Annotated in this window: 28 protein-coding genes; 15 read left to right on the forward strand and 13 right to left on the reverse strand. The window is 50.9% G+C overall.

The genetic code is table 11. From position 1 onward, the window contains the following. Nucleotides 1-32: 32 nt before the first annotated feature. Complete coding sequence (gene mntA / locus ACXJJW_RS00840; RefSeq protein WP_456473821.1) at nt 33-455, reverse strand: type VII toxin-antitoxin system MntA family adenylyltransferase antitoxin; 423 nt, start codon at nt 453-455, stop codon at nt 33-35. Nucleotides 456-540: 85 nt separating this feature from the next. Here mntA and ACXJJW_RS00845 point away from each other — a divergent pair, with 85 nt between their 5' ends. Further along, a complete protein-coding gene (locus ACXJJW_RS00845; protein WP_456473822.1) occupies nt 541-1,317 on the forward strand; it encodes a metallophosphoesterase in 777 nt (258 codons plus the stop codon). A 14-nt stretch (nt 1,318-1,331) separates the two neighbouring features. Here ACXJJW_RS00845 and ACXJJW_RS00850 read toward each other — a convergent pair whose 3' ends face one another. The 5 genes from ACXJJW_RS00850 to ACXJJW_RS00870 form a co-directional block, all read right to left on the reverse strand. Beyond that, nucleotides 1,332-2,357, reverse strand: a complete 1,026-nt coding sequence (locus ACXJJW_RS00850; protein WP_456473823.1) for a sensor histidine kinase — start codon at nt 2,355-2,357, stop codon at nt 1,332-1,334. Between the two features lie 186 nt (nt 2,358-2,543). Further along, nucleotides 2,544-2,957 carry a CBS domain-containing protein gene (locus tag ACXJJW_RS00855; protein WP_456473824.1) on the reverse strand — a complete coding sequence of 138 codons (414 nt, stop codon included), beginning with the start codon at nt 2,955-2,957 and terminating at the stop codon, nt 2,544-2,546. A gap of 21 nt (nt 2,958-2,978) precedes the next feature. Continuing rightward, nucleotides 2,979-4,268, reverse strand: a complete 1,290-nt coding sequence (gene glmU / locus ACXJJW_RS00860) for a bifunctional sugar-1-phosphate nucleotidylyltransferase/acetyltransferase (protein ID WP_456473825.1) — start codon at nt 4,266-4,268, stop codon at nt 2,979-2,981. 1 nt (nt 4,269) lies between these two features. Beyond that, on the reverse strand, nt 4,270-5,466 hold the full coding sequence (locus ACXJJW_RS00865) for a 2,3-bisphosphoglycerate-independent phosphoglycerate mutase (protein WP_456473826.1): 1,197 nt from the start codon (nt 5,464-5,466) through the stop codon (nt 4,270-4,272). 73 nt (nt 5,467-5,539) lie between these two features. Continuing rightward, a complete protein-coding gene (locus tag ACXJJW_RS00870) occupies nt 5,540-5,974 on the reverse strand; it encodes an Lrp/AsnC family transcriptional regulator (protein WP_456473827.1) in 435 nt (144 codons plus the stop codon). 203 nt (nt 5,975-6,177) lie between these two features. On the opposite strand from ACXJJW_RS00870, the gene ACXJJW_RS00875 reads away from it, so the two are divergent. The 6 genes from ACXJJW_RS00875 to ACXJJW_RS00900 all read left to right on the forward strand — a co-directional run bounded on the left by ACXJJW_RS00875 (nt 6,178) and on the right by ACXJJW_RS00900 (nt 9,313). Continuing rightward, entirely contained in the window at nt 6,178-6,360 is a 183-nt protein-coding gene (locus tag ACXJJW_RS00875) for a DUF8462 domain-containing protein (protein ID WP_456473828.1), read from the forward strand. 12 nt (nt 6,361-6,372) lie between these two features. Next, nucleotides 6,373-6,873, forward strand: coding sequence for a rubrerythrin family protein (locus ACXJJW_RS00880; RefSeq protein WP_456473829.1), 501 nt, complete (start codon nt 6,373-6,375; stop codon nt 6,871-6,873). 198 nt (nt 6,874-7,071) lie between these two features. Then, a complete protein-coding gene (locus ACXJJW_RS00885; protein WP_456473830.1) occupies nt 7,072-7,575 on the forward strand; it encodes a rubrerythrin family protein in 504 nt (167 codons plus the stop codon). 12 nt (nt 7,576-7,587) lie between these two features. After that, nucleotides 7,588-7,950 (forward strand): class II SORL domain-containing protein, encoded by a 363-nt coding sequence (locus ACXJJW_RS00890; protein WP_456473831.1) that lies wholly within the window; start codon nt 7,588-7,590, stop codon nt 7,948-7,950. A gap of 8 nt (nt 7,951-7,958) precedes the next feature. Then, on the forward strand, nt 7,959-9,164 hold the full coding sequence (locus tag ACXJJW_RS00895) for an FprA family A-type flavoprotein (protein WP_456473832.1): 1,206 nt from the start codon (nt 7,959-7,961) through the stop codon (nt 9,162-9,164). Between the two features lie 11 nt (nt 9,165-9,175). Beyond that, nucleotides 9,176-9,313, forward strand: coding sequence for a rubredoxin (locus ACXJJW_RS00900; RefSeq protein WP_456473848.1), 138 nt, complete (start codon nt 9,176-9,178; stop codon nt 9,311-9,313). A gap of 2 nt (nt 9,314-9,315) precedes the next feature. Here the strand turns inward: ACXJJW_RS00900 and nikR are convergent, their stop codons facing one another. Further along, nucleotides 9,316-9,729: a nickel-responsive transcriptional regulator NikR gene (gene nikR / locus ACXJJW_RS00905; RefSeq protein WP_456473833.1), complete on the reverse strand. Its 414-nt coding sequence runs from the start codon at nt 9,727-9,729 to the stop codon at nt 9,316-9,318. Between the two features lie 159 nt (nt 9,730-9,888). Between nikR and ACXJJW_RS00910 the strand changes: the two genes are divergently transcribed. From ACXJJW_RS00910 to ACXJJW_RS00935, 6 genes are read left to right on the forward strand one after another with little or no spacing between them, the layout of a single operon-like run. Beyond that, nucleotides 9,889-10,644 carry a class I SAM-dependent methyltransferase gene (locus ACXJJW_RS00910; protein ID WP_456473834.1) on the forward strand — a complete coding sequence of 252 codons (756 nt, stop codon included), beginning with the start codon at nt 9,889-9,891 and terminating at the stop codon, nt 10,642-10,644. Continuing rightward, entirely contained in the window at nt 10,644-12,209 is a 1,566-nt protein-coding gene (locus tag ACXJJW_RS00915) for an ABC transporter substrate-binding protein (protein ID WP_456473835.1), read from the forward strand. The genes ACXJJW_RS00910 and ACXJJW_RS00915 overlap by 1 nt, the downstream gene beginning before the upstream one ends. Before the next feature lie 3 nt (nt 12,210-12,212). Further along, the gene (locus tag ACXJJW_RS00920) at nt 12,213-13,142 is read left to right on the forward strand and encodes an ABC transporter permease (RefSeq protein WP_456473836.1); all 930 of its coding nucleotides are present in this window, start codon (nt 12,213-12,215) and stop codon (nt 13,140-13,142) included. 1 nt (nt 13,143) lies between these two features. Next, nucleotides 13,144-13,950, forward strand: coding sequence for a nickel transporter permease (gene nikC / locus ACXJJW_RS00925; RefSeq protein WP_456473837.1), 807 nt, complete (start codon nt 13,144-13,146; stop codon nt 13,948-13,950). Beyond that, nucleotides 13,910-14,842, forward strand: a complete 933-nt coding sequence (locus tag ACXJJW_RS00930; RefSeq protein WP_456473838.1) for an ABC transporter ATP-binding protein — start codon at nt 13,910-13,912, stop codon at nt 14,840-14,842. Before nikC ends, ACXJJW_RS00930 begins: the two co-directional genes overlap by 41 nt. Continuing rightward, nucleotides 14,835-15,605: an ABC transporter ATP-binding protein gene (locus ACXJJW_RS00935; RefSeq protein ID WP_456473839.1), complete on the forward strand. Its 771-nt coding sequence runs from the start codon at nt 14,835-14,837 to the stop codon at nt 15,603-15,605. Before ACXJJW_RS00930 ends, ACXJJW_RS00935 begins: the two co-directional genes overlap by 8 nt. Here ACXJJW_RS00935 and ACXJJW_RS00940 read toward each other — a convergent pair. The 6 genes from ACXJJW_RS00940 to ACXJJW_RS00965 all read right to left on the reverse strand — a co-directional run bounded on the left by ACXJJW_RS00940 (nt 15,602) and on the right by ACXJJW_RS00965 (nt 20,722). After that, nucleotides 15,602-16,273, reverse strand: a complete 672-nt coding sequence (locus tag ACXJJW_RS00940) for a response regulator (protein WP_456473840.1) — start codon at nt 16,271-16,273, stop codon at nt 15,602-15,604. The genes ACXJJW_RS00935 and ACXJJW_RS00940 overlap by 4 nt on opposite strands. Before the next feature lie 81 nt (nt 16,274-16,354). Beyond that, nucleotides 16,355-17,206 carry a CoB--CoM heterodisulfide reductase iron-sulfur subunit B family protein gene (locus ACXJJW_RS00945; RefSeq protein WP_456473841.1) on the reverse strand — a complete coding sequence of 284 codons (852 nt, stop codon included), beginning with the start codon at nt 17,204-17,206 and terminating at the stop codon, nt 16,355-16,357. Beyond that, entirely contained in the window at nt 17,203-17,721 is a 519-nt protein-coding gene (locus ACXJJW_RS00950; RefSeq protein ID WP_456473842.1) for a 4Fe-4S dicluster domain-containing protein, read from the reverse strand. The genes ACXJJW_RS00945 and ACXJJW_RS00950 overlap by 4 nt, the downstream gene beginning before the upstream one ends. 63 nt (nt 17,722-17,784) lie before the next feature. Then, nucleotides 17,785-18,465, reverse strand: coding sequence for a phosphoglycolate phosphatase (locus ACXJJW_RS00955; protein ID WP_456473843.1), 681 nt, complete (start codon nt 18,463-18,465; stop codon nt 17,785-17,787). A gap of 33 nt (nt 18,466-18,498) precedes the next feature. Continuing rightward, nucleotides 18,499-19,428 (reverse strand): DNA repair and recombination protein RadA, encoded by a 930-nt coding sequence (gene radA / locus ACXJJW_RS00960; protein ID WP_456473844.1) that lies wholly within the window; start codon nt 19,426-19,428, stop codon nt 18,499-18,501. A gap of 4 nt (nt 19,429-19,432) precedes the next feature. Further along, nucleotides 19,433-20,722 (reverse strand): DUF2240 family protein, encoded by a 1,290-nt coding sequence (locus ACXJJW_RS00965; RefSeq protein ID WP_456473845.1) that lies wholly within the window; start codon nt 20,720-20,722, stop codon nt 19,433-19,435. A gap of 325 nt (nt 20,723-21,047) precedes the next feature. Here ACXJJW_RS00965 and ACXJJW_RS00970 point away from each other — a divergent pair, with 325 nt between their 5' ends. Together ACXJJW_RS00970 and ACXJJW_RS00975 are read left to right on the forward strand one after the other, a co-directional pair. After that, nucleotides 21,048-21,806, forward strand: a complete 759-nt coding sequence (locus tag ACXJJW_RS00970; RefSeq protein WP_503417195.1) for a hypothetical protein — start codon at nt 21,048-21,050, stop codon at nt 21,804-21,806. Nucleotides 21,807-21,809: 3 nt separating this feature from the next. Next, the coding region (locus ACXJJW_RS00975; protein ID WP_456473847.1) for a DEAD/DEAH box helicase at nt 21,810-22,915 on the forward strand (1,106 nt) is incomplete at its 3' end.

Genomic DNA, 22,915 nt, shown 5'->3' on the forward strand with positions numbered 1-22,915 from the left:
CCTCGGAAACCAGTTTTGACACCTTTTCTTTATCATACTTCAATCCCAATGGCCTCTCTCCTGTAGGTGTCTCTGTGAAACTTGAAGTCGTGGTATTCGTCAATGGTCCGGCACTCAAACTCCACCCTTCTGCTCTCGTCTCTGCTGAAGAGGAGCACACCATTTTTAATGGCGCCAAATCTGAATGAGAGTGGAGCCAGATTGAGTATTCTAATGTCCACCGGCAGGCTAATCTTATCCTCCAACTCTCTTTCAAGCTTCATTTCATATTTCAGCGCATATCTTTTATCCACAGGCTCCCGGAGGTATATTGCCACATCCACATCTCTGAATCTCCCACTCAGAAATGAGCCGTGTAAATACGCAAAGAGAATCCTGCCATGAGCGTACAGAGCCCTGCGCAGCTTTTCAGCTATATTTTTTCTTTTCAATTGCTCAGCAGTGTGAATTTTCATATGAGTTATGTGGCATTTTCACATTAAAAAAGGTTGCACCCCCTGCACCGCTTGCTTTTTATCCTCTCACGTATGAAGAGAAAGCATGCTCACGAGAAGGCGGTTTATTAAGGTCGCGGCTTCTGCGGCGGCGCTGAGCACCGGCTACTCTCTGTTCGAGGCGAGGGATGTGGAGGTTACACCGCTCGAGCTTGGCTTGGGGCTCGGAGTGAGGGCGGTGCACATCACCGACACCCACTTTTCCACCTCCATATTCAGCTCAGAAAAGGTGGCTGCTGCGATATCAGAGCTCAACCCGGAGATGATTTTCCATACCGGTGACCTGCTCACATACCGTCGTGGCCTTGGAGAGGCTGTAGAATTTCTCGAAGCGCTGCGCGATATAGCGCCTGTTTACCTCGTTCTCGGAAACCACGACCACTGGAGCGGCATTGGAGCGGAGGGCTTGAAGAGAGTGCTGGGCTCTAAAGGCATTGTGGTTCTTGCCAACGAGGCGGTGCGCAGTGGCGACATTGTCATCGCCGGTGTTGACGACCCCTACACCGGGAGGGACAACCTTGAAAAGGCGCTCGGCAGTGCTGGTGACGTTGCAGTAAAGCTGCTCCTCGCCCATTCTCCGCAGATTATTGGGGGCGCCTCCTCTCGCGTTGACGTGGTGCTCACAGGGCACACCCACGGCGGGCAGGTCAGGTTTCCCGGCATTGGGGCGCTGTGGGTCCCCCTCCCCCGGAAATACCGCCGCTTTGAGTACGGGCTCTTTCGTGTGGGCAGGGCAAGGATGTTTGTTAGCCGGGGAATCGGCACGGGATACATACCCTTGAGGCTGAACTGTCCCCCTGAGATAGTGGTTGTGAATCTATGACATGACCTTTGGTGTTATTTTTTTGGAATCTCTACGATGAAAACTGCGCCTCCCTCTGGATTGTCCTCAACCCATATCCTGCCGTTGTGAAGTTCAACAATACGCCTAGCTATTGCAAGCCCCATACCTGAACCCTTAACCCCTCTTTTTTCCTTTCTTATAAATCTCTCAAAAATAGCCTGCTTGTTCTCATCTTTTACGCCCTCCCCGAAATCTATCACCCTTATCCGCCAGAAGCTGTCCCTCTCTTCGCCGGTTAAAACTATTCTTCTGCCTTCCGGGGCATACTTTATGGCATTTGAAATAAGGTTGGCAAATACCTCCTCTATTATACTGTTTGCTCTGACTGGCATGCTATGTGCTATTCTATTTTCAATCTTCATTCCAGCTTCAGATGCCAGAGGAGTAAATCGCTCAACAGCTTCTTCAATTACCTTCCTCAGGTCCATATCTTCCAGTTCTAGGCTTTTAGAACTCTCAAGTTTGGAAAGTTTACTGGCGCTCTCTATCAAATCTATTGCTTTATCAAGACTCCTTTTAATCGCCTGAAGCTCTGTTGTTTTTTCTGGATCATCCTCATCCTCCAGTAGAAGCTCAACAAAGCTTCTTGCAGTGCCTATGGGATTTAAAAGGTCGTGACGCATGATGTCTGTGAACAGATCCTTAAGGTTATTGGCCTCTTTAAGCTCTAAATTGAGTTTTTCCAGCTTTTTTACGGTATCCTGCAACTCCTTTGTTCTATTTTTTACGTCAAGTTCCAATTGTTGGGAGTACATTTTTGCCTGCATAATATGTAGTTGCTCGTACTCTCTCACTCTGCCGTAAAGAAGCCCGATAAAGGCACTGAAAATTGTAAAGGTAATACCCCAGGGTAGCATTCCTGGTGAGAAGGACATCCTTACCTCTGAGGCGATTATTTCAGATGGGGAACAGCTGTGGCCCATCTGATGATCCCTCATAGAGTGCCCGAGAATCATTACAAAAGGATGAAAGACAAAATAGCCCAGAAAAGCCCCTATCAAAACATATTTCAGGACCATCCCTCTGGTTCCTTTAACAGAACCCTCTCGTTCTTCGATTTTATACCCTCCAGATATAATTAATGCACATTTTATTTAATATAATCTTCCCCTTAAGCATGTCGTTTTGGCCCATACTAAGGGACAATATAGAACTTCTGAAAAAATAAAGATGGCTCTTGAGGGAGAGGTATGCTTTGCGACCAATCACCCAATACTGCGCTTATACTCCATGAATATATCTGTGCTGCCTATTACCCCAACGACCTTTCCGTCTTTCTTGACAGGAAGATTACATATCTGGTTCTCGCCCATCAGACGGGCTGCCTCCCTCACGCTGTCGTCGGCATCTATAAAAATCACGGGCTTCTCCATGATGTCGCTCACCCTGACCCTCAGGGGGTCCAGACCTTTGCCTATGACCTTCTCCATTATGTCGAAGCGCGTAACCAGACCAAGCTCCTTGTAGGGGCTCATCCTCGCCACTATTACGCAGCGGAAGTTATGCTCCAGCATTCTGTTTATGGCGTCTATAACCCGCAATTCAGGCTCCACCATGAGCACATACTTTGTCATCAGCTCAGAAACCCGCATGTCCGGTATAACCTTGTAGTCTGCCATACTCAACCCTCCATTAATTATCTAATCTTTTTGTATCCTCTGTAATCTTGGAGAATCCTTTCCGCCCCTTTCTCTCAGCTCAATATCCTGCCTCGCGACCAGGAAGCTGTCTCTTGGCACATCACGATACACAATAACCCCGGGACCAATAAATGAGCCGGAGCCTATCTTGCGTCCTGCATTTATCATCACATTTAAGCCGAGCTTGACGCCGTCGCCTATAACTGCTCCCATCTTCCTTCTTCCAGTATCCACGAGCTCACCCTTCATGCGCATCTTCACATTCCTATCGTCCAGACGAAGGTTGCCCACCTTGGCTCCGGCACCGAAGTTGCAGTTTCTTCCGATTATGGAGTCGCCCACATAGCTCAAATGCGCTATGTGCGTGCCCTGCATTATTATCGAGTTTTTAACCTCCACAGCATTGCCCAGCCTGCAGCCATCGCCCAGTGCAGAGTGGCTCCGAAGGTAGGTGTTGGGACCGACGATGCTGCCCCTGCCTATGTATACAGGACCTTCGATATAGCTCCCAGACTTTATCACCGCATCCTCAGCGAGGTAAACCCTGCCCCTGATGCTCACCCTGCCCTCTACCTCTCCGGCGATGTGGTGGGGCATCTCGTCAAGCAGAGTTTTACTCGCCTCCAGATAATGCCATGGCGTGCCTATGTCCAGCCATCTTCCGGTTATCTCCACCCCCTGCACCTTGCCTTCGCGAAGCAGCATCTCAAGCGTGGAGGTTATCTCATACTCACCCCGTGGCGAGAGGGGCGTTCTTTTAATCACCTCAAAAACCTCAGGGGAGAATACATACATACCTGCGTTAATCAGGTTGCTTTCGGGTTGAGCCGGCTTCTCCACTATCTTCTCCACCCTGCCATCCCTGCAAAGTGTCACAACACCATAGCCCCGAGCGTCGGGAACACGGCGGCACGCAATTGTTGCTGCTCCCTGATGCTCTGCCATGAGCCGGGCTATATCTTCGCCGCTTACCAGGGTATCGCCGTTGAGCACAAGAAAATCATCCTCAAAGCTCGCCAGGGCAATCGCATGCGCAGTGCCGAGGCGCTCCTCCTGAACAACATAGCTGATGCTCACCCCCAGCGCAGAGCCATCGCCGAAGTGCTCGCGTATGGCCTCGCTCTGGTAGCCAACCACTATGGCAATATCCTTAATACCCGCCTCCCTCACCGCCTCCACCACATGCTGGAGCAGTGGTTTGTTCACCAGAGGGAGCATAGCCTTTGCCTGGGTCTCTGTCAGGGGTTCAAGTCTTGTGCCTTTGCCCGCCGCCAGGATTAAAGCATGCATTCTAAGCACCAAACTTCTCACTCTTATTCATGAGGTCGAGCAGTATTGGCATGAGGTCCATGCCCCGGATGCGGTTCAGCCCACCTCCTGCACAAGCCCGCTCACTGAAGGCAGCGACATCATCGGTCCTCACCTCAGGGCCGGCTATGAGTATGGGCACCACATCGCCTGTGTGGTCGCCCACGCTGCATGGCGTTGTGTGGTCAGACATAACCACGAGGTAGTTATCCTGTGCGAAGTCTAGAAACTCACCCATCATTGCGTCGATGGCCTCGATAACCATAATCTTTTTCTCTGGCGAGTGGTCGTGTCCCGCCTCGTCCGCCTCCTTTATGTTCATGAGCAGGAAGTCAACCTCCTTCAGAGCGAGAAGTGCCTGCTTTGCTCGAGCGATGTAATCACTCTCAGTCTCAATCACACGCATCCCGGCCAGGTGTGCAATGCCCCTTATTATAGCCGTCGTCGCCATGCAGGCGCCACTCATGCGGTAGCGATGTGAGAAGCTCTCCAGCTCTGGCACCACTCCTGCGCCCCTCGCCAGAAGGTAGTTCGCCGGCGGGAGGTTTTTTTCCTTTCGCTTTGCATTAACTTCATGCTTCTCAAGGACTTTATGGGCCTGCCTTAAGAACTCCTCCAGAAGTTTGGCGGTGCGCCTCGCCTCGGCGCTGTCGTCGAGAGGCTTTGCTGGATGCACCCCAACCCCGATGTCGTGCGGGTCAGTGTCGCTCACCATGTGGCTTAGCCCCTCGCCGCGAAACACCAGGGCACAGCGATAGGCGAGAGAGGCAAGCTTAACTTCAACGCCGGGCAGGTGGATGCCCTGCAGCGCCTCGATTAGCGCAGAGGTGTCCTCTATCCTCCCGGCACGTCTATCCCTGACCACAAGGTTCTCGTCGACAGTGGCGAAGTTGCATCTCCAGGCTACGTCGCCCTCGCGCAGCTCAATTCCCATGCCCGCGGCCTCAAAGGGTCCACGCCCTGTATAAACCTGACACGGGTCGTAGCCGAGGATTGCCAGGTGAGAGGTGTCGCTTCCTGCTCTAATCCCGGGTGCAACAGGGTCAACCACACCTGTTATTCCCCTCGCTGCAAGCTCATCGAGGTTTGGTGTATTCGCAACCTCCATGGGTGTCCTGCCGTCTAGTTTCTTAATGGGCCTATCTGCCAAGCCGTCACACACAAGCACTAGCGCCTTCATCGCCTCTCCTCGGCATGCACTTGCAGAGCAGAGATTTAAAACTTTTGGAAGGGCTCGTTAAAAACAGTAGAGGCTAAATCTCTTTCAGCTTCTCAAGGATTATCGCAGGTCTTATATGGGTTATACCTTCAAGCTTGCCTATCTTCTCAGAAATCAGAGAAGAAAGCTCTTTGCCGTTGCGGGTCCACACCTCAGCCATAATCATGTGGTCGCCCGTTGAGGTCGCAACGAAGCGCACCTCCTCAAACTCTGTGAGCTTTTCTGCCACGCTAAGAAACATGTCGGGATTGGTGTTTATACCAACCAGAGCTACAGTGCCGTAGCCCATCTTTGCCGGGTCGACCACTATGGTGTAGCCCTTTATGATACCCATCTTTTCAAGGACATCAACACGTTTTCTGACTGTGGCTTCACTGACATGAAGTCTCCTCGCTATCTCTGTGAAGGGTGTCCGGGCATCTTTGCGAAGAATATCTATTATCTTTAGATCCTTTTCGTCTGGTATCATGGTATCACAAACATAAATATAACGATAACCAGAAAAATTATAACGAAATTAGAATTCTTTCTTACCACTGATGATTTATAAATGCTGCCACATGCTGCGAATTTCGTGGCATACTTATATTATAATTGCGAATTCCATACCAAAAATTTATATACTATGCACATATAACAACGAAATACTTAATAAAAATGAGGTGATGTAGTATGGTTGATAAGGAAAAAGTGCTTGAGGCTATGAAAAGTACCGGGAAGCCGATGAGACCTGGTGATATAGCCAAAATGTTGGGAGCTGAGAGCAAGGAAATTTCAAAGGTAATCAGTGAACTCAAGAAAGAGGGGAAAGTCCATTCCCCGAAAAGGTGCTACTACGCACCTGTTGAAAGTTAGGAGGTAGAGAAGATGGGAAACACAGAAGAAAACCTCGCAAAAGCGTTCGCGGGCGAGAGCCAGGCAAACCGCCGCTATCTGGCCTTTGCGAAGAAGGCGGAGGAAGACGGCTATCCCAATGTGGCCAGGCTCTTCAGGGCCGCCGCAGAAAGCGAGACAATACATGCTCTGAGCCACCTTAAGGTCATGGGTGGCATTAAATCCACGGCAGAAAACCTCAAGGCTGCTTATGAAGGTGAGACCTACGAGAAGACTGAGATGTACCCTGAGTTCATAGCAGCTGCGAAGGAGGAGGGCAACACTGAAGCGGTGAGGACCTTCACTTGGGCGATCAAGGCCGAGGAGGTCCATGCTGACCTGTACACAAAGGCAACGGAGGCTGTGAAGGCGGGGAAGGATGCAGAACTCGGCTCACTTCAGGTATGCCAGGCATGCGGTTACACCGTTGAGGGCGATGCACCAGAGCGGTGTCCTGTTTGCGGAGCAGAGGGTATGTTCAGGGAGATAGCCTAGGTGTGCAGCCCCGGCAAGGGGTTTCCCCTTCTACATTTTAATCTGGTGCAAAGTGCGGCGCTGAGAGAAACGATTTTATCAGAAACTCGCATAAGTAAGCTGGATAAAGAACTGGGCGTCTTTTGTATGGGATGAGAAGCAACAGAAAATTATTAATCATTGAATGACCAATATTTCACTTCAGGAGGTGGTGTTGAGATGAGGAAGATGACTGAGGAGAATCTCAGGGCAGCTTTTGCTGGCGAGAGCCAGGCGCACATGAAGTACCTGATTTTCGCCGAGCAGGCTGAGAGAGATGGCTTCTCAAACATAGCGAAGCTATTCAGAGCCATAGCATATGCGGAGCAGGTGCACGCAGCCAACCACTTCAAGGCCCTGGGGATGCTGGACAAGAGTCCGGAGAACCTGGGCTCGGCCATAGAGGGGGAGACCTTTGAAGTGGAGGAGATGTACCCCGCCTACAATGCTGTGGCAGAGCTCCAGGGGGAGGAGAAGGCAAAGAGGAGTATCCACTATGCCATTGAGGCTGAGAAGATCCACGCGGAGCTCTACGCAGAAGCCAAGAAGCTCGCAGAGGAAGGAAAGGACCTGGAGATAGAGAAGGTGAGCATCTGCTCTGTGTGCGGCCACACCGTCATAGGCAACGCTCCGGAGCGCTGCCCTGTATGTGGCGCCGGCAGCAAGGCCTTCAGGGATTTCTAGGAGGTTGGGGAGATGGCAGATTTTTCCCTTAAGGGAGTGAACAAGCCCAGGGACCCAGAAAACCTGACGGACATGGAGAAGAAACATACGCCGGTCATCCATGTGCCGGAGGAGCTCAGGGCCGGAGAGCCCTTCAGTGTTAAGATTGTGGTGGGAGAGCTGCTCGCCCATCCCAATGAGCTCAGCCACTACATAAACTGGATTTCCCTCTATGACGAGCAGTACACCTTCCTGGGGATGGCGACCCTTGCTCCTGCGGTGAGCCATCCAAAGGTTAGGTTTACAATCTCTCTGGACGAACCCACCACGCTTCGCGCCTTTGCGTTCTGCAACCTCCACGGGCTCTGGCAGGGCAAGCTGGGGGTTAAATTTTAGGTGAGCTGATGAAGGCAAAACAGATAAAACCAGGCATCTACTGGGTTGGCGCTATAGACTGGAACGTCAGGGACTTTCACGGTTATGTCACGCCGAGGGGTACGACGTACAACAACTTCCTCATCATGGACAGAAAGATTACGCTGATAGACACAGTCAAGTACGACCTCGCAGATGTGATGTTTGAGCGCATCCGCTGTCTGACAAACCCAGATAAGATACGTGTTGCAGTGTGCAACCACATTGAGATGGATCATGCGGGCTCCTGGGACAGGGTTATGAAGCTCGCAAAGAAGGCAACGCTGTACTGCACAGAGCGAGGGAGGCAGGGGTTAGAGAGACACTTTGACACCACAGGCTGGGATATTCAGACGGTGAGCACCGGCGATACTGTTAAGATAGGCGAGAAGACGCTGATGTTCATAGAGACGCCTATGCTGCACTGGCCGGACAGTATGATGACCTATGTACGGGAGGACAGACTTTTAATCTCCCAGGACGCCTTTGGGCAGCACTTTGCACAGGCGGTGCTCTTCGACGACCTTCTGCCGGAGCATGAGCTTGAGGATGCGGTGATAGACTACTACGCCAACATCTTGATGCCCTTCGGCAGACTGATAAAGGCAAAGATAGCAGAGATTCAGAAGCTTGGGCTGGAGATAGATATGATCGCCCCTGACCACGGGGTAATCTGGCGTAAGAATCTGCAGAAAGTCATCAACATGTACCTGGACATGGCAGAGGGCAAGGCGAGGGAGGGGGTGGTTATAGTCTATGACACCATGTGGCACTCCACAGAGAAGATGAGCAGGACTGTGCTCGATGGCATACTCGACGAGGACATGTACGCCGAGGTTATAAAGCTCAGGGAGACGCCTATGAGTGTAGCGATAAAACAGTTCTGGAGATACCGCGGTCTGCTCGTGGGCACACCCACACTCAACAATCTAATGTTCCCGACAGTTGCGGAGTTTCTCCAGCACCTGCGTGGTCTTCGCCCGACTAACCGCATGGCGGGCGCCTTCGGCAGCTACGGCTGGGGAGGCGGCGGCGTTAGGGAGGCACTGAGCATTCTCAAATCCATGAAACTGGAGGTGGTAGAGCCGGGTTATGAAGTGAACTACCGTCCCACCGAGAAGGACTATGAACAGGGCTACGACTTCGGCAGACTCTTTGCCCAGAGGGTTAAAGAGTATCACAGGAAGTTTGAGTAGGAGGTGGTTTTATAGCTAACTACAGGTGCACCGTCTGCGGCTATATATACGACGAGGAGGCGGAGGGGAACTCCTTCGATGAGCTTCCCGACGACTGGCACTGCCCGGTGTGCAATGCTCCAAAGGAGGCGTTTGAGAGGGAGGAGTGAGCTTATACTGGAGGCGAACTCGCTATAACCAGCTTTCCATGCTTCACCCCGCGTGAGCTTAACAGTGTGTCGGAGATTTTTTTAATTTCTTTTATTTTCCCTTTTATGACTAAGACCTCCATGCAGTTGTGGCTGTCGAGATGTACATGCATTGAGGATATGATGTTGCTGTGGTAGCGATGCTGCAGGTCAATAAGCTTATCGGTGACCCCTCTTATTGCATGGTCATACATAATGGTAAGGGAGGCCACTGCCTCCTTCTCGAGTTCCCTCCACTCTTCCTGAATGATCATGTCTCTTATTAAGTCCCTTATAGCTTCAGAGCGATTTGCATACCCCTTTTCTCTTATCACCTTGTTGAACCTTTCAAAAAGCTCCTGATTCATGGATACACCGAACCTGATAAGCTTCTCCATAAAAATTACCTCCCGGTTTACTATGATTATAGGCCATTATTATTAAAACTTTTGTAATACTTTTTTTAATATAATTATTATTAAGTAATAATAATGGAAAAATTTATATGTAAAAGTGCTACCTTTATTTTGTTTGTGCCACCGATGGAGGAGTAGATTGTGAAAGATATAATCGCAAAGTACTGGGACAGTAGAAGCAGAACCTACGACTGTTCTCCGGGACATGCCTACACCTGTGAGAAAGAAAAGAAAGCCTGGGAGAGAGAACTTCTGTCGGTATTTGGTGAGGAGCCCAAGGAGATTCTCGACGTGGGCACAGGTACAGGAGCAATAGCCCTTCTGCTAGCTGAGGCGGGTCACAGGGTAACTGGGGTAGACATCTCCAGGGGCATGCTGGCAGTGGCCAGAGAGAAGGCGGAGGAAAAAGGTCTTGAGATTTCTTTTCGAGTTGCAGATGCAGAGTCGCTGCCCTTCGGGAATAGCTGCTTTGACGGTGTTGTTTCAAGACACCTCCTGTGGACGCTGCCCAAGCCAGAGAAGGCGCTGAAAGAGTGGGTTAGGGTCACAAAATATAGGGGAAAGGTGGCTGTAATTGATGGGAAGCATTTCTCGGATGGGGTTGGAAACAGGATTAAACAATTGGTAGGACAGCTCGGAATTCTTATTTTTGAGGGGCGTAACCCCTGGAATTTCTATAAAAATGAACTCAGAGATGAACTCCCCCTTGCAGATGGTGCAGATGAAAGGAATATAGCAGAATTAATGTCTTTTTCTGGGATTAAAGACGTGCATGTAAGAAATCTTGGATATATAAGGGAAATGCAGAAGAAACACATGCCATGGTACCAGCGAATCTCCTCAACCTATCAGACCTTCCTGATCTATGGAACAGTGGAAAAAGGAGGTGAATTTTGATGAAGGGCATAGTCTTTTTGATGGCGTTGCTTCTGGCAGGCATGCTTGTCTTTGCCGGATGTGCGGACAGCGGCAACAAGGCGGCTAAGGAAGCGGTCGCTGAGCAGAAGATTGAGCAGGTGCTGGGGGTCGGCGGTGCTGATGACTTCCTTGAGGGTGAGGAAATCAAGGCAAATGTTTTTGAGATGCTTGTGAAGGTGGACGAGAAGGGCGAGGTTATCCCCTACCTTGCGGAGTCTTGGGACATCTCTGACGATGGCACAGTGTACACCTTCCACCTGCGGAGAAACGTAACCTTCCACGACGGCACACCCTGGGATGCGGAAGCTGCAAAATGGTTCTGGATGTGGAAGAAAAACACCGGCACAGGAGGTTTTGTGAAGTACATAAAGGATGCTGAAGTTGTGGATAGATATACTGTAAGATTCTACCTCATAGAGCCCTATCCCAACCTTCTCAAGGACCTAGCGTCCCAGTTTAAGGCAGAGGTTATCTCGCCCACCAGTGTGGAGCCTGCATGGAGCTACAGCGGCGAGCGCAGGAAACTCATAGGCACAGGTCCCTTCATGGTGAAAGAGTATAAGAAAGAGCAGATGGCTGTGCTTGTGAGATATAATGCCTACTGGGGGGAGAAACCAAAGCTGGACAAAATAATCTACCGTTACATTCCAGACGAGAACACCAGGGTAATGGCGCTGAAAAAGGGCGAGGTGGACATTATAGGTGCAACTGAGCACCATGCGAGCGTACCCTTCGAGAGGATACCAGAACTCAGGGCAGACCCGAACATCGTTGTGGACCAGCACTCATACGGCAGAATTCAGGTAGTGGAGTTCAACTGCCAGAAGGGGGTGTTCAGGGACAAGAGGGTAAGGAAGGCTGTTAACCTTGCCATCAACAGGGAAGCCCTTGTAGAGAAGCTTTTCAAGGGCAACGGGATTCCAGCAACGACAATAACATCGCCCGATTTCCCCTTCGCGAGCGGGCTCAGGGGGAAAGGCTATGCCTACGACGTTGATGCGGCGAAGAGACTCCTAGAGGAAGCGGGCTGGGTGGACAGCGACGGCGACGGAATAAGAGAGAAGAACGGTGAAGAACTTGCCGTAAGGTACCTCGTGCCTATAGGAGAGGCAAATGCGAATCCCGTGGCGGTATACCTCCAGAGCGAGCTGAAGAAGATAGGCATGAGAGTTGAGATAGTCACGATGGAGCGGGGAGCTGCATATGAGGCGAAGAAGAGGGGTGAGTACGACCTCTTCCTCCACCACAGCGGCAATATCCCCTGGGCACCCGCTGGGCTTCTTCTCGCCAAGTACCACTCCTCAAGCTCCGACTGGCCCTATGCGTACCACAGCACCGAACTGGATGAGCTCATAGACAAAGCAATTGCAAGCGGAGACAGCGAGGATTTCAACAAAGCGTACCTAAAGCTTCAGGAGGAGCATGCGTGCATACCCCTCTACGACATTGTCAAGACGGTGGTCTACAACAAAAAGGTCAGGGGCTATGTGCACGCCCCCACCATGTATGAAGCCAACTTTAGGACTGTGTACATAGAGGAATAGAGTATGGGATATCTCCTTAAAAGGATGCCCGCAGCTGCCGCAACGGTTGTGATGGCATCCTTTCTCTCTTTTTGTCTTCTCTACTTCGCTCCAGGTAATGCCGCATACATTATAATAACCCAGAAACTGGATGAACCGGACTACGAAGCCATAGAACACTTTATGCTCAAAAACAGACTCGACCTTCCCATGCTGGAGGGATACATACTATGGCTGGATATGGTATTCCTGCACTTCAACTTAGGAAGTTCGCTGAGAACCGGTGAGGACGTCCTCCAGGAGTTTCTGGTCAGGTTTCCGGCAACTCTAACCCTTGCGCTCTCGGCGTTGTTCTTTGCGGTGTTTCTGGGCATAACCCTCGGGATGGTCTCTGCTCTGAAGAGTGGAACCTTCTGGGACACCATTGCCAGAGCCGTTACCTCTGCGGGAATATCGATACCTGAGTTCTGGCTCGGCATGCTGCTCATCCTCCTATTCTCCCTCAAACTGGGCATTCTACCCAGCTTTGGCTATGGCTCCGTAGGGCACCTCATAATGCCCACCCTTGCTTTGGGCTTTCACCTCAGCTCAAGGATAGCGAGGGTTACAAGGGAGAGCATGCTGGACGCCATGGAGAAAAACTACATACTTGCTGCAAGGGCGAGAGGCTATACGGAGCGCAGGGTGATTTTCATTCACGCCTTCAGAAATGCTCTAATTCCAGTCGTCACCCTAGCGGGAATGGACCTGGGGCACCTGCTGGGCGGCGCGGTTATAGTTGAGAGCATATTTGCATGGCCGGGTGTTGGCAAGTTTATGGTAGATTCGCTTTTTGCGAGAGATTTTCCGGTTGTTTCAGGATTTGTTATGATCTTCACCTTCTTCTTCGTGGCGATCAATCTTCTGGTTGACCTGCTCTACATGAGGATAAATCCAAAAATCAGAGGGGCATAGTATGCATGGAAATAAAATTGCCCAGGTGATTATTTCTGCGATAATCTTATTTGCCCTGTTTCCCGGCACCTTCTCCCCTTGCGATCCAAATCAGATAAACCTTGACAGAGCCCTTGAAGCACCGAGCTTAAAGCATTTATTTGGAACCGACAACTTTGGCAGAGACATACTCTCCAGGGTTATCCATGGCGCCAGAGTGTCCTTTTTTGCAGGCGTAACGATAGTTGGAATTTCCTTCGCCCTCGGCACATTCCTCGGACTTATCGCAGGCTACTACGGCGGTATTGTAGACGAATTGATCATGCGCGTGGTTGACATCCTCCTAGCTATGCCTGGAATAATCCTTGCGTTGATTATAATAGGGATTCTTGGGCCATCGATTCCCAATCTTATAGTAGCCCTTGCCACTGTTGGCTGGGTTAAATATGCAAGGCTGGTAAGGGGGAGCACCCTGGAGATAAAGGAAGAGGAGTTTGTAGAGAGCGCAAGGGCTCTTGGGTGCACAGACTTTTATATTTTGTATAGACACATCCTGCCCAACGTAATTTCTCCAGCCCTTGCTCTTGCCACCCTTGACATCGGCTCTGCCATACTTCACATCGCAGGTATGAGCTTCCTGGGCTTAGGTGCCCAGCCTCCAACGCCTGAGTGGGGGATTATGCTGAGGGAGAGTATAGCATTTATGGAAACAGCCCCTCACCTCATGATATTCCCGGGGCTCATGATTTTTGTCACCGTTTACTCCTTCAATATGTTGAGTGACAGCCTTGGTAGCAGGTGGAGATATTATGATACTCTTAGAGATTAATGGGCTTAAGGTCGAGTTTTTCACAGAAGAGGGTGTGGTAAAGGCTGTGAATGGAGTCAATCTCAAACTTGATAGAGAGGAATCCCTCGCAATTGTGGGTGAATCGGGCTCGGGAAAGTCGGTCCTTGCTCTTGCGATACTCCGTTTATTGCCAGCCAATGCCAAAATTTCTGGAAGGATTCTGTTCAATGGCAGAGATGTGTTGAGGATGAGCGAAGAGGAGTTGAGAAGACTGAGGGGGAGGAAAATCGCCCTGATACCTCAGAATCCCGGCAGTTCCCTTAATCCTGTCCTTACTATAGGCTACCAGCTAAAGGAGGCTCTTTCCCTCCTCAACGGTTCCAGAAGAAAGGTCCTAAAAGATGCGGTGGATCTTCTGAGGAGGCTCTGTCTTCCGGAGCCGGAGCGGCTTATAAAGCAGTACCCACACATGCTCTCCGGTGGAATGAAGCAGAGGGTGCTCATATCTTTGGGAATTGCTGGAAATCCTGAGCTGATTGTTGCAGACGAACCCACAAAGAATCTGGATTCCATCGTCAGAGCCGAAATTTTAGAGCTGCTGAAGGAGGTTGGGAGAACCACTGCCATGCTCTTTATCACCCACGATATTCAGGCAGCAAAAATCTGTGATAGAGTAGCTGTTATGTACGCCGGAGAGATAGTTGAAATTGGCTCTGCTAGGGAGGTTCTTAACAAGCCTGCTCACCCCTATACTACTGGGCTGGTCAACTCCCTCCCTGAGAATGGACTGAACCCTATCCCCGGCTCAAGTCCAAGCATGACAAGACTGCCAGAAGGGTGCAGCTTTCACTCCAGATGCTTAATGGCGGAGGAGAGTTGCAGTAAGGAAAAACCGGAGCTTAGGCGGGGGGTGAGGTGCTTCTATGCTTGAGGTGGAAAAACTCAGCAAAAGCTTTTACTCCGGGTTTCTAATAAGGAGGCGCTTTGATGCGGTTAAAGAGGTGTCCTTCAGTTTGGGTAAAGGAAAAGTTCTAGGCATAGTTGGAGAGAGTGGAAGCGGTAAGTCGACTATAGCAAAACTTGTGGTAAGGTTACTGAAGCCCACCTCGGGCAGGATTTATTTCAATGGTATGGAGATAACCTCTCCCTCTGAAAAGGAGTTCAGGAGTTTACGTCCAAAAATTCAGATCATTTTTCAGCATCCAGAAACTGCGCTTAACCCAAGGATGAAGATTTACGATTCCATAGCAGAGCCTCTGAGAATTCATAGGCTTGTAGGGAGCAGGAGGGAAGAAGAGGCGAGAGTGAAGGAGCTAATAAGGGAGGTAAACCTATCCACGGAGTTGCTCTCCCGCTACCCGGCGATGTGCTCTGGCGGAGAGGTTCAGAGGGTTGCGATTGCCAGGATTCTGGCCCTGGAGCCGGAGCTCGTGGTGGCAGATGAACCAACCTCTATGCTTGATGTCTCTGTCCAGGCACAGATTCTCAGCCTCATGAAAAGGCTACAGAGGGATAGAAAAATTTCCTATCTTTTCATCTCCCATGACATGGGCGTGGTCAAAGCCTTCTCCGACGAGGTTCTGGTTCTGAAAGGAGGGGAAATGGTGGAGTACGGAAAGTGTGAGAAAATATTTATGAATCCCTCCCATAAGTACACAAAAAAGCTAATCAGGGCGAGTGAGTTTAAATGCTAGAGAAACTCTCTTTCAAGGTTCCATATGGTCTCCAGCACCTTGACACCCTTGGGGGTAATTCTATATGCCCGGGTACCATTCTGCACCACGAGCTCCTGCTCCTTGAGCTTCCTCAGGTGAAAACTCACCTTGGTGTGGTCCTTTACCCCCAGCAACTTGACTATTTCCATCAACTTTACACTTTTTTTTTCAACGAGTATCTCCAGTATGTCTCTCCTCAGGGGATTTGCAACAGATTTTAGCACTTCGCTTGCACGTTTTCCAAACATCTTATTCAATCGCTGGTGCTCCATGGCATTTCTTACCACGTGCTGAATCTCACCTTTTTTAAATGGCTTTTCGATGTAGTCAAAGGCACCCTTTTTAATCGCCTCGACGCTGCTTGGTATTGTGCCGAAGGCTGTCATGATGATAACAGCGCAGTGTGGACGGCGTCTCTTGATCTCCTGGATAATGTCGGTGCCCTTAACTCCGGGCAGCATCAGGTCGAGAAGCACCACATCATAATTCTCTGAATCTATCTTATTCAGAGCTTCTTCAGGTAGGGTGGCCACATCCGCCTCGTAACCCTCCTTGCTCAGCAACTTGCGAAGTAGGTTCTGAATCTCCTTTTCATCGTCTACCACAAGTATTCTACCTGTGATTTCTTGGCCCCCAGCTTTTTCCATTATAGTAATTTTGTTCTCTTTCAACTTTTATAGTTATCGTTGAACATGTACGATTTTGTGATTAGGATTTATTGTTGGGGGTTACATTACAGTCTGCTTAAGAACGCTGCTCGGGTCCTTCTTGTTCTCCTTGATACCAAGATTATCTGGCTTAATCCCCATGGCCAGGCCAAGGAGCTGTGTGATGTACAGGCTGGGGACGTTGTAGCTCTCATTGAACTCCTGCTCCGCCTTAACCTGAAGCCCGTCAAGGGAAACCTGGCAGAAGGGGCACATGGTAACTGCAAGCTCAGCGTTGCGTTCCTTCATGCTGAGCAGGCGCTGTCTCGCGAGGTTTATGCCCAGCTCCTCGCTCAGCGCGAGCAGAGGTGCACCACAGCATTTGTCCATGTCTTTATATTTAACAACCTTTCCTCCGGCAAGTTTGATAATCCTCGCAAGCTTATCCCTTGCGGCAAAGTCCACATACTCGCTGGGTCGCGAAGAATGGCAGCCAGCGAAGGGTGCCACTCTTGCGGATACCTTTTTAACTATGTGCTCTGGTTTTATTCGCCCGGCGATTAGGTCCAGAAGGTGATACACCTCGATGGTGCCCTTTACCTCCCGCCCAATTGCACCAAGCCTCTCATTAACCTTCTTGCGGAGCTTCTCATCCTGTTGTAGCTTTTTATTTGCCACTCGAAGAGTTTTATAGCAGCCGTTGCACAGTGCAACCATGTCCATGCCCTCTTCCTCTGCGACAGCGATGTTGCGTGCAGAAAAGAGAAGAGCAGCAAACTCATCTATGGTTTCAGTGTTCAGCCCGCAGCATGCGAAGGGCCTGTCGTGGAGCTTTATTCCCAGCTTTTCTGCCACAGCTCGAGCCGAGAGTTCGTACTGATTCTCACGGTAGGGGATGTTGCATCCTGGGAAGTAGAGGTACCCATCACTCATGTTCCGCTCTCCTCATCCTTGATAATCTTTTCAAATTTGGTGCCTGCAATGAGTTTCTTAACTTCCTCCTGGTCTATTGGCTCAATTGGCGGCAGACCCATGTCCTCTCGCATGAAGTTTGTAAAGTCGTCGATCTCAAAAAGCCTGCCTATCTTCGCGACGTTGACATTTATGTTTTTAAATGCTGCAGGCACCTTACCCTCTTTCGCGGCGACGTTCTTTATTGCCATCAAAACGGAAGCTGGTTTCACGTCACGCGGGCAGCGCTCAGTACAGAGGTAGCATACGGCACAGTACCACGGTTCAATGCTATCGAGCGCCTTGTCTATCCCGAGAGCCGCCATCCTTATAATCCTGCGGGGATTGAAATCGTCCCTGAAGGGATTCACCACGCAGGTAGCAGTGCAGGTGCCACACTGGTAGCATCGGGATATAAGCTCTCCCCCGTGCTCCTGCTTAATTTTCTTTACGAGGTCTGTGCTCACCACCCTGTACTTAAGCTCTATTTTTTCCATCACTATCCATCCTGAACAAATGAATACCTGCTTCCTATTCTTAATAATTTATCATTTAAAAATTTATCGAATCATGGCGAGCACATGCTCCAGAGCTTCGACGGCACCCCTGCCAAACCTGTTCTTGGTCACAATATCTGCGACATCGCTGAGCGAGGGTTCGCCGACGGCGATGGCATAGCCGGCCCTGGCAAGCATGTCGCGGTCGTTTTCACTGTCACCTATCGCGGCCACCTCCTTCATGGCAATGGCTCTTAGCTCTGTCGCCTCTTCAAGCGCTCTCCCTTTGCTCACTTCGGGCGATTTTATGTGGATGGCAAACTTGGTGTCTACCGCCTCCACATCGAATTGTCTTAGGAGCTCCCTCACCTCTTCGACGGTAATGCCATGACGGAGTATTGCCACTTCAGTTTTTCGGAGTTCTGAATATGGCACAAGCTCTACCTCACGTTTGGCTGCAAGATGGTTAAAGGCCCTGTGCACCTCCATTATGTCACCGAGGTAGCGCTCTACACCGAGGGAGGGGTCTTTTATAACTCCTCCATTCTCGGCTATTATTGCCCCTGTAGTGCCGGCGAAGGTCTGCACCGCCTCGGCTACGCAGAGAATATTACCCGTTGCGAGGATTACAGGCACTCCCCGGCTCTCAAGTTCCCGGAGGAGTGCCATGGCATTAAGGTCGATTCTCCGCTTTGCGTCGGTGAGGGTGCCATCTATGTCGATTGCCACAGCTGTTATTCGCATGCTTTACCCATGAAAATCAACGTAGACAAACTCTCAGTCCCTGATGCCCTCCTTCGTCACTGTGAATATAGCCTCGCCTTCAGGGAGGTTGGGAGAGTCTATTAAGCGTGCGACGCGCTTTCCTGCTTTGGACTTGCGCAGGTATATCCTGAAGGTGGACGAGTGTCCCACCACATGTCCGCCTATGGGTGCGGTGGGATCTCCGAAGAAGAAATCTGGACGCATCATCACCTGGTTTGTTACGATGACGGCCAGGTTATAGATGTCGCTGAGCTTTTGGAGTGTGTGCATATGACGATTGAGCTTCTGCTGTCTGTCGGAGAGCATCCCCCTGCCGGTGTAGTCGCTCCTGAAGTGGGAGGTCAGGGAGTCCACAACTATCAGCCCGATGTTCTTCTCACGGATTATATCTTCCGCCTTTTCAATCAGGAGCATCTGATGGTCGCTGTTGTATGCCCGTGCAACAACTATGTTCTCCAGTATCTCCTTTGGGTCCCTTCCAATACCCTCAGCCATCTGAATTATCCTCTCCGGCCTGAAGGTATTCTCGGTATCAAGATAAAAGGCGCTTTTGCCCAGTCCATTCTCATCTTCCGGAACCTGGACAGTTACCGCAAGCTGATGGCAAATCTGGGTTTTTCCAGAGCCAAATTCGCCGAAAAACTCTGTAATAGCCTGGGTCTCGATGCCCCCACCAAGAAGCTCATCCAAGCTTTTGCTGCATGTGGTAATCTTGCGCATGGTTTTTCGCTTTTCCAGCACCTCAATGCCAGTCATGAAACCCATCTGAAGCGACTCGCGGGCAGCATTTATTATCTTCAGTGCAACGCTTTCACCTATACCTGCTGCGTCCTTTAGTTCTCCTGGGTGCGCTACTGCAATCGCCTCAACGCTCTTGAATCCTGATTCACGCAGCTTGTCTGCGGTTGCAATACCTACTCCCGGAAGGTCTTCAAGCTCCATCCTTCTAGCCTCCTGCAATGGATTTTGCCTCTTTCAGCAACTTCTCCACCTCGTTTTTCGGGTCTGGGTTCAGATTAAGGTCCTCCACAATAAGCTCCTCTCTGCCGGTGAAGTCGTTAGTACGTACCCTCGCTACCACCACTATCTCCCTGCCGAGCAGCTCCTCTTTCCTGTTGCTTATCTCATCCTCTGCTTCTCCCTCTATCATCCTCTCAAGGGGGACATTCAGGAGCATCTCAACAAGCTTGTCGTAAAAGGTGGCACGCATGTTTGCTGTGCCATCGTCGATAATCGCATTGAAGACCACACCTTTACCGCTCTTTCTGTCGAAAATCTTTACCTCCTCGGCAACATCAACAATTGCGCCTCTGACCTCAACCCGCTCACCTGCTTTAAGCTCCCCTATCTTCTTCCTGGTCACCTCTTCTATAGGCAGCGTTGCGAGGGCTTCTGTACCCTCCGGGTTAAGCACCACCTTGCCGAATTTGCCAACATGTATCTCGGGCTCCTCCATCCTCACCTTCACGTAGCCCTTCACCACCTTGAGCACATCGTTGGGAGCTATCTTTCCATCCTCCACTAGAGAAACATCCTCGCCCCAGAGCACCAGTCTTGCCCTTCCTGTATCGTCGGCCACAATCAGATTGACTACCTTCCCGGTGCTTCCATCTTCGCGCGTGAACTCGCGCACCTCATAGATGCGCATCACCTTGCACAGTACGTCCACACTCTGCATGCCATCGCGAAGTTCAGCGATTTTTTTCAGCGGCAACTCGGCCTCAGGGAACTGCGCAGGGTCGATGTCAGGAGGGTTGAGAATAACTCTGGTGCGCGAACCTATGTGAATCTCGGGCTCGCCGTTCAGGTCTGCCTTTGTGTACGCCTCCCTAATTCTCAGGATGTCTCCCTCCTGTATCTTATCCAGCTTCTCGACATCCCTGCCCCAGAAAACAATGCGGATAGTCCCGGTGTCGTCTCCCAGAACAAGCGATGAAACCTTCCCTTTATTGCCGTCCTTGCGGGTAAACTCCCGGGGTGGGAATATACGCCTCACCCTCCCTACCACATCCACACTCTTCATGCCGGGTATTATGTTCTCTATCTTTATGTCATGGGTCTTTGAGGTGCCTGAGAAAAGGTTGATGCCCATCTCGTTGGCCACCACGTGAGCTGCGCCCTCGGGTGTTATAAGGCCCCCAAGCTCTCTCTGCTTCTCCTCCGCCCTCTTGCGGATTTCTTCCTCTTCAAGCCCGCTCTCAGAGGCGATCCTTTTTACCAGCTCATCAAGACTCATCTACATCCCCATCATTCAATTATCTCCAGCCTACTTAAAAGATTGGTTAGAGCACCGGAAAAGTGTACTATATAAAAACTTCGCAGGGTGCAGAATCCACAGAAATAAGTATAATAGAAATAGAGATAGGAACCACCAGTGCCTGTATCAATGAGGTGGTGGTTCCCCCCTCCCCGTTTATGCCCCGTTAGAGTGACTGATATTCTGCACAACCTGCCTCAAATATATTTTCTTTCGAATTTCGCAACATGAGTACTGCCGAAGACCAATTTAAATTTTAACACGTCACATTTATAGCAGTAATCGAGGTTGTTGCTTGATAGCGGTGCTGACTGAAATACCCAGGTTATACTACCTCTTTGCAAAAGAGCTGAAGCGAAAAAAGCTTGAATTTTACAGCCTGACCTTTAGAGATGAGATTCCCGGGAAGGTTAAGGTAGTGCTCACCAGCGACTCAGAAGCGGAGAGGGTAAACTTTCCCTGTGTCGTCGCCGCAGGCGAGAGGAACGTAGGCATAGCGGTTGAAAAGGCATACACCCTTTCAAAGGGGCTGAGGGGGCACTACGACGAGCTGGTTATAGGAATCGACCCGGGAGAGAAGCCGGGTCTTGCGGTGGTGGGTGATGGAAGCGTTGTGCATGTCAGCCATTTCAGCTCACCGGAAGATGTGAAGGGTGCCGTTGAGGACATTCTGCGTATATACTCCTGCCGGCGGGTGAAGATAAAGGTGGGCAACGGGGGTGGGGTGTTCAGGCAGCGTCTCCTCAAAGTGCTGCAGGAGAGCTTTAGCTTTGACATAGAGATTGTGGATGAACACTCCACAACACCTTCTCTGGGCAGGGGGGACACCAGACCAGAGGTCCGCGATATTATCGCTGCTATAAACATAGCCATGAAGCAGGGGCACGAACTAAAGAAAAAGGTGGTGGTGAAGCCCACGTCGGGGGAGATTAAAAACGTCCAGCGGGACAGCAGGCAGCGCAGCGGAAATATAACCATATCACGAGCCCTCGCCGAGAAGGTTGCCAGAGGCGAGCTCACAATGGAACGCGCAATAGAACTGCACATCCAGAGGAAAGACTAGGCTATGAAGTCCTTCTCCCTTTTATCAAAGCCTGTGCGCAGCACACTGAGCGAGTCGGGTTTTAAGAAGCCCACGCCCATTCAGGAGGCTGCAATTCCTGTTATCCTCAGCGGAAAGCATGTTCTTCTCATTGCCCCCACCGGCATAGGCAAAACTGAAGCTGCGATGCTCCCCCTCTTCAGCAGGCTTTCCGGGGAGAAGGGTGCAGGTATAGCGCTGCTCTACATCACCCCCCTGCGCGCACTTAACCGCGACCTGCTCTCCCGCCTGGAGTGGTGGGGAAAGAAGCTGGGGATAAACATAGCGGTGCGCCACGGCGACACCTCGCAGTATCAGCGGCGGAAGCAGGCTCTAGCTCCGCCGGATATGCTCATCACCACGCCCGAGACCCTTCAGGCGATTTTACCCGCGCCGCTTATGCGGAAGCACCTTGAGAATGTTCGCTTCGTCGTTGTGGATGAGGTGCATGAGCTCGCTGAGAGCAAGCGGGGGGCGCAGCTCAGCGTCGCCCTTGAGCGGTTGCGCGAGATTGCACAGCGGGACTTCCAGCGCATAGGGATAAGTGCCACAGTGGGTTCGCCCGAGAGGGTGGCGCGCTTTCTGTGCACCCATGCGCCTGTGGAGATAGTCAGGGTGAGTACCGCCAAGGGGATGGAGATAAGCGTTGAGTATCCGAGGCCAAAAAGGGAAGACCGCGAAATTGCTGAGCGCCTTCTCACCGGCATAGCCGCCGCAACAAGGCTGCGCAGGATGCGTGAGCTTATTGCGCAGCACTCCCATGCCCTCATCTTTGTGAATACCCGCGAGATGGCTGAGATTCTCGCCTCGAGGTTTAAGATTATAGGAGAGAGCGTGGGTATCCACCACTCTTCCCTCTCCCAGGAGGTGAGGATTACCACAGAGGAGGAGTTCAAGGAGGGCTCGCTTAAGGCGCTCATATGCACCTCTTCGCTTGAGCTGGGCATCGATATAGGCAGCGTTGACCTGGTAATCCAGTACAAGTCTCCGCGCCAGGTGTCGCGGATTATCCAGCGCGTGGGCAGGAGCGGCCACCGCCTGGGCAGGGTTTCAAGGGGCGTTATAATAACCACGGACGCAGACGACACCCT

Source organism: Candidatus Pyrohabitans sp. (assembly GCF_054014795.1).

Excerpts from the sequence above, each read along its gene's own strand:
- mntA (WP_456473821.1), bottom strand. The coding sequence starts at position 455 with ATGAAAATTCACACTGCTGAGCAATTGAAAAGAAAAAATATAGCTGAA.
- ACXJJW_RS00845 (WP_456473822.1), top strand. The coding sequence starts at position 541 with ATGCTCACGAGAAGGCGGTTTATTAAGGTCGCGGCTTCTGCGGCGGCG.
- ACXJJW_RS00850 (WP_456473823.1), bottom strand. The coding sequence starts at position 2,357 with ATGGTCCTGAAATATGTTTTGATAGGGGCTTTTCTGGGCTATTTTGTC.
- ACXJJW_RS00855 (WP_456473824.1), bottom strand. The coding sequence starts at position 2,957 with ATGGCAGACTACAAGGTTATACCGGACATGCGGGTTTCTGAGCTGATG.
- glmU (WP_456473825.1), bottom strand. The coding sequence starts at position 4,268 with ATGCATGCTTTAATCCTGGCGGCGGGCAAAGGCACAAGACTTGAACCC.
- ACXJJW_RS00865 (WP_456473826.1), bottom strand. The coding sequence starts at position 5,466 with ATGAAGGCGCTAGTGCTTGTGTGTGACGGCTTGGCAGATAGGCCCATT.
- ACXJJW_RS00870 (WP_456473827.1), bottom strand. The coding sequence starts at position 5,974 with ATGATACCAGACGAAAAGGATCTAAAGATAATAGATATTCTTCGCAAA.
- ACXJJW_RS00875 (WP_456473828.1), top strand. The coding sequence starts at position 6,178 with ATGGTTGATAAGGAAAAAGTGCTTGAGGCTATGAAAAGTACCGGGAAG.
- ACXJJW_RS00880 (WP_456473829.1), top strand. The coding sequence starts at position 6,373 with ATGGGAAACACAGAAGAAAACCTCGCAAAAGCGTTCGCGGGCGAGAGC.
- ACXJJW_RS00885 (WP_456473830.1), top strand. The coding sequence starts at position 7,072 with ATGAGGAAGATGACTGAGGAGAATCTCAGGGCAGCTTTTGCTGGCGAG.
- ACXJJW_RS00890 (WP_456473831.1), top strand. The coding sequence starts at position 7,588 with ATGGCAGATTTTTCCCTTAAGGGAGTGAACAAGCCCAGGGACCCAGAA.
- ACXJJW_RS00895 (WP_456473832.1), top strand. The coding sequence starts at position 7,959 with ATGAAGGCAAAACAGATAAAACCAGGCATCTACTGGGTTGGCGCTATA.
- nikR (WP_456473833.1), bottom strand. The coding sequence starts at position 9,729 with ATGGAGAAGCTTATCAGGTTCGGTGTATCCATGAATCAGGAGCTTTTT.
- ACXJJW_RS00915 (WP_456473835.1), top strand. The coding sequence starts at position 10,644 with ATGAAGGGCATAGTCTTTTTGATGGCGTTGCTTCTGGCAGGCATGCTT.
- ACXJJW_RS00920 (WP_456473836.1), top strand. The coding sequence starts at position 12,213 with ATGGGATATCTCCTTAAAAGGATGCCCGCAGCTGCCGCAACGGTTGTG.
- nikC (WP_456473837.1), top strand. The coding sequence starts at position 13,144 with ATGCATGGAAATAAAATTGCCCAGGTGATTATTTCTGCGATAATCTTA.
- ACXJJW_RS00935 (WP_456473839.1), top strand. The coding sequence starts at position 14,835 with ATGCTTGAGGTGGAAAAACTCAGCAAAAGCTTTTACTCCGGGTTTCTA.
- ACXJJW_RS00940 (WP_456473840.1), bottom strand. The coding sequence starts at position 16,273 with ATGGAAAAAGCTGGGGGCCAAGAAATCACAGGTAGAATACTTGTGGTA.
- ACXJJW_RS00945 (WP_456473841.1), bottom strand. The coding sequence starts at position 17,206 with ATGAGTGATGGGTACCTCTACTTCCCAGGATGCAACATCCCCTACCGT.
- ACXJJW_RS00950 (WP_456473842.1), bottom strand. The coding sequence starts at position 17,721 with ATGGAAAAAATAGAGCTTAAGTACAGGGTGGTGAGCACAGACCTCGTA.
- ACXJJW_RS00955 (WP_456473843.1), bottom strand. The coding sequence starts at position 18,465 with ATGCGAATAACAGCTGTGGCAATCGACATAGATGGCACCCTCACCGAC.
- radA (WP_456473844.1), bottom strand. The coding sequence starts at position 19,428 with ATGGAGCTTGAAGACCTTCCGGGAGTAGGTATTGCAACCGCAGACAAG.
- ACXJJW_RS00965 (WP_456473845.1), bottom strand. The coding sequence starts at position 20,722 with ATGAGTCTTGATGAGCTGGTAAAAAGGATCGCCTCTGAGAGCGGGCTT.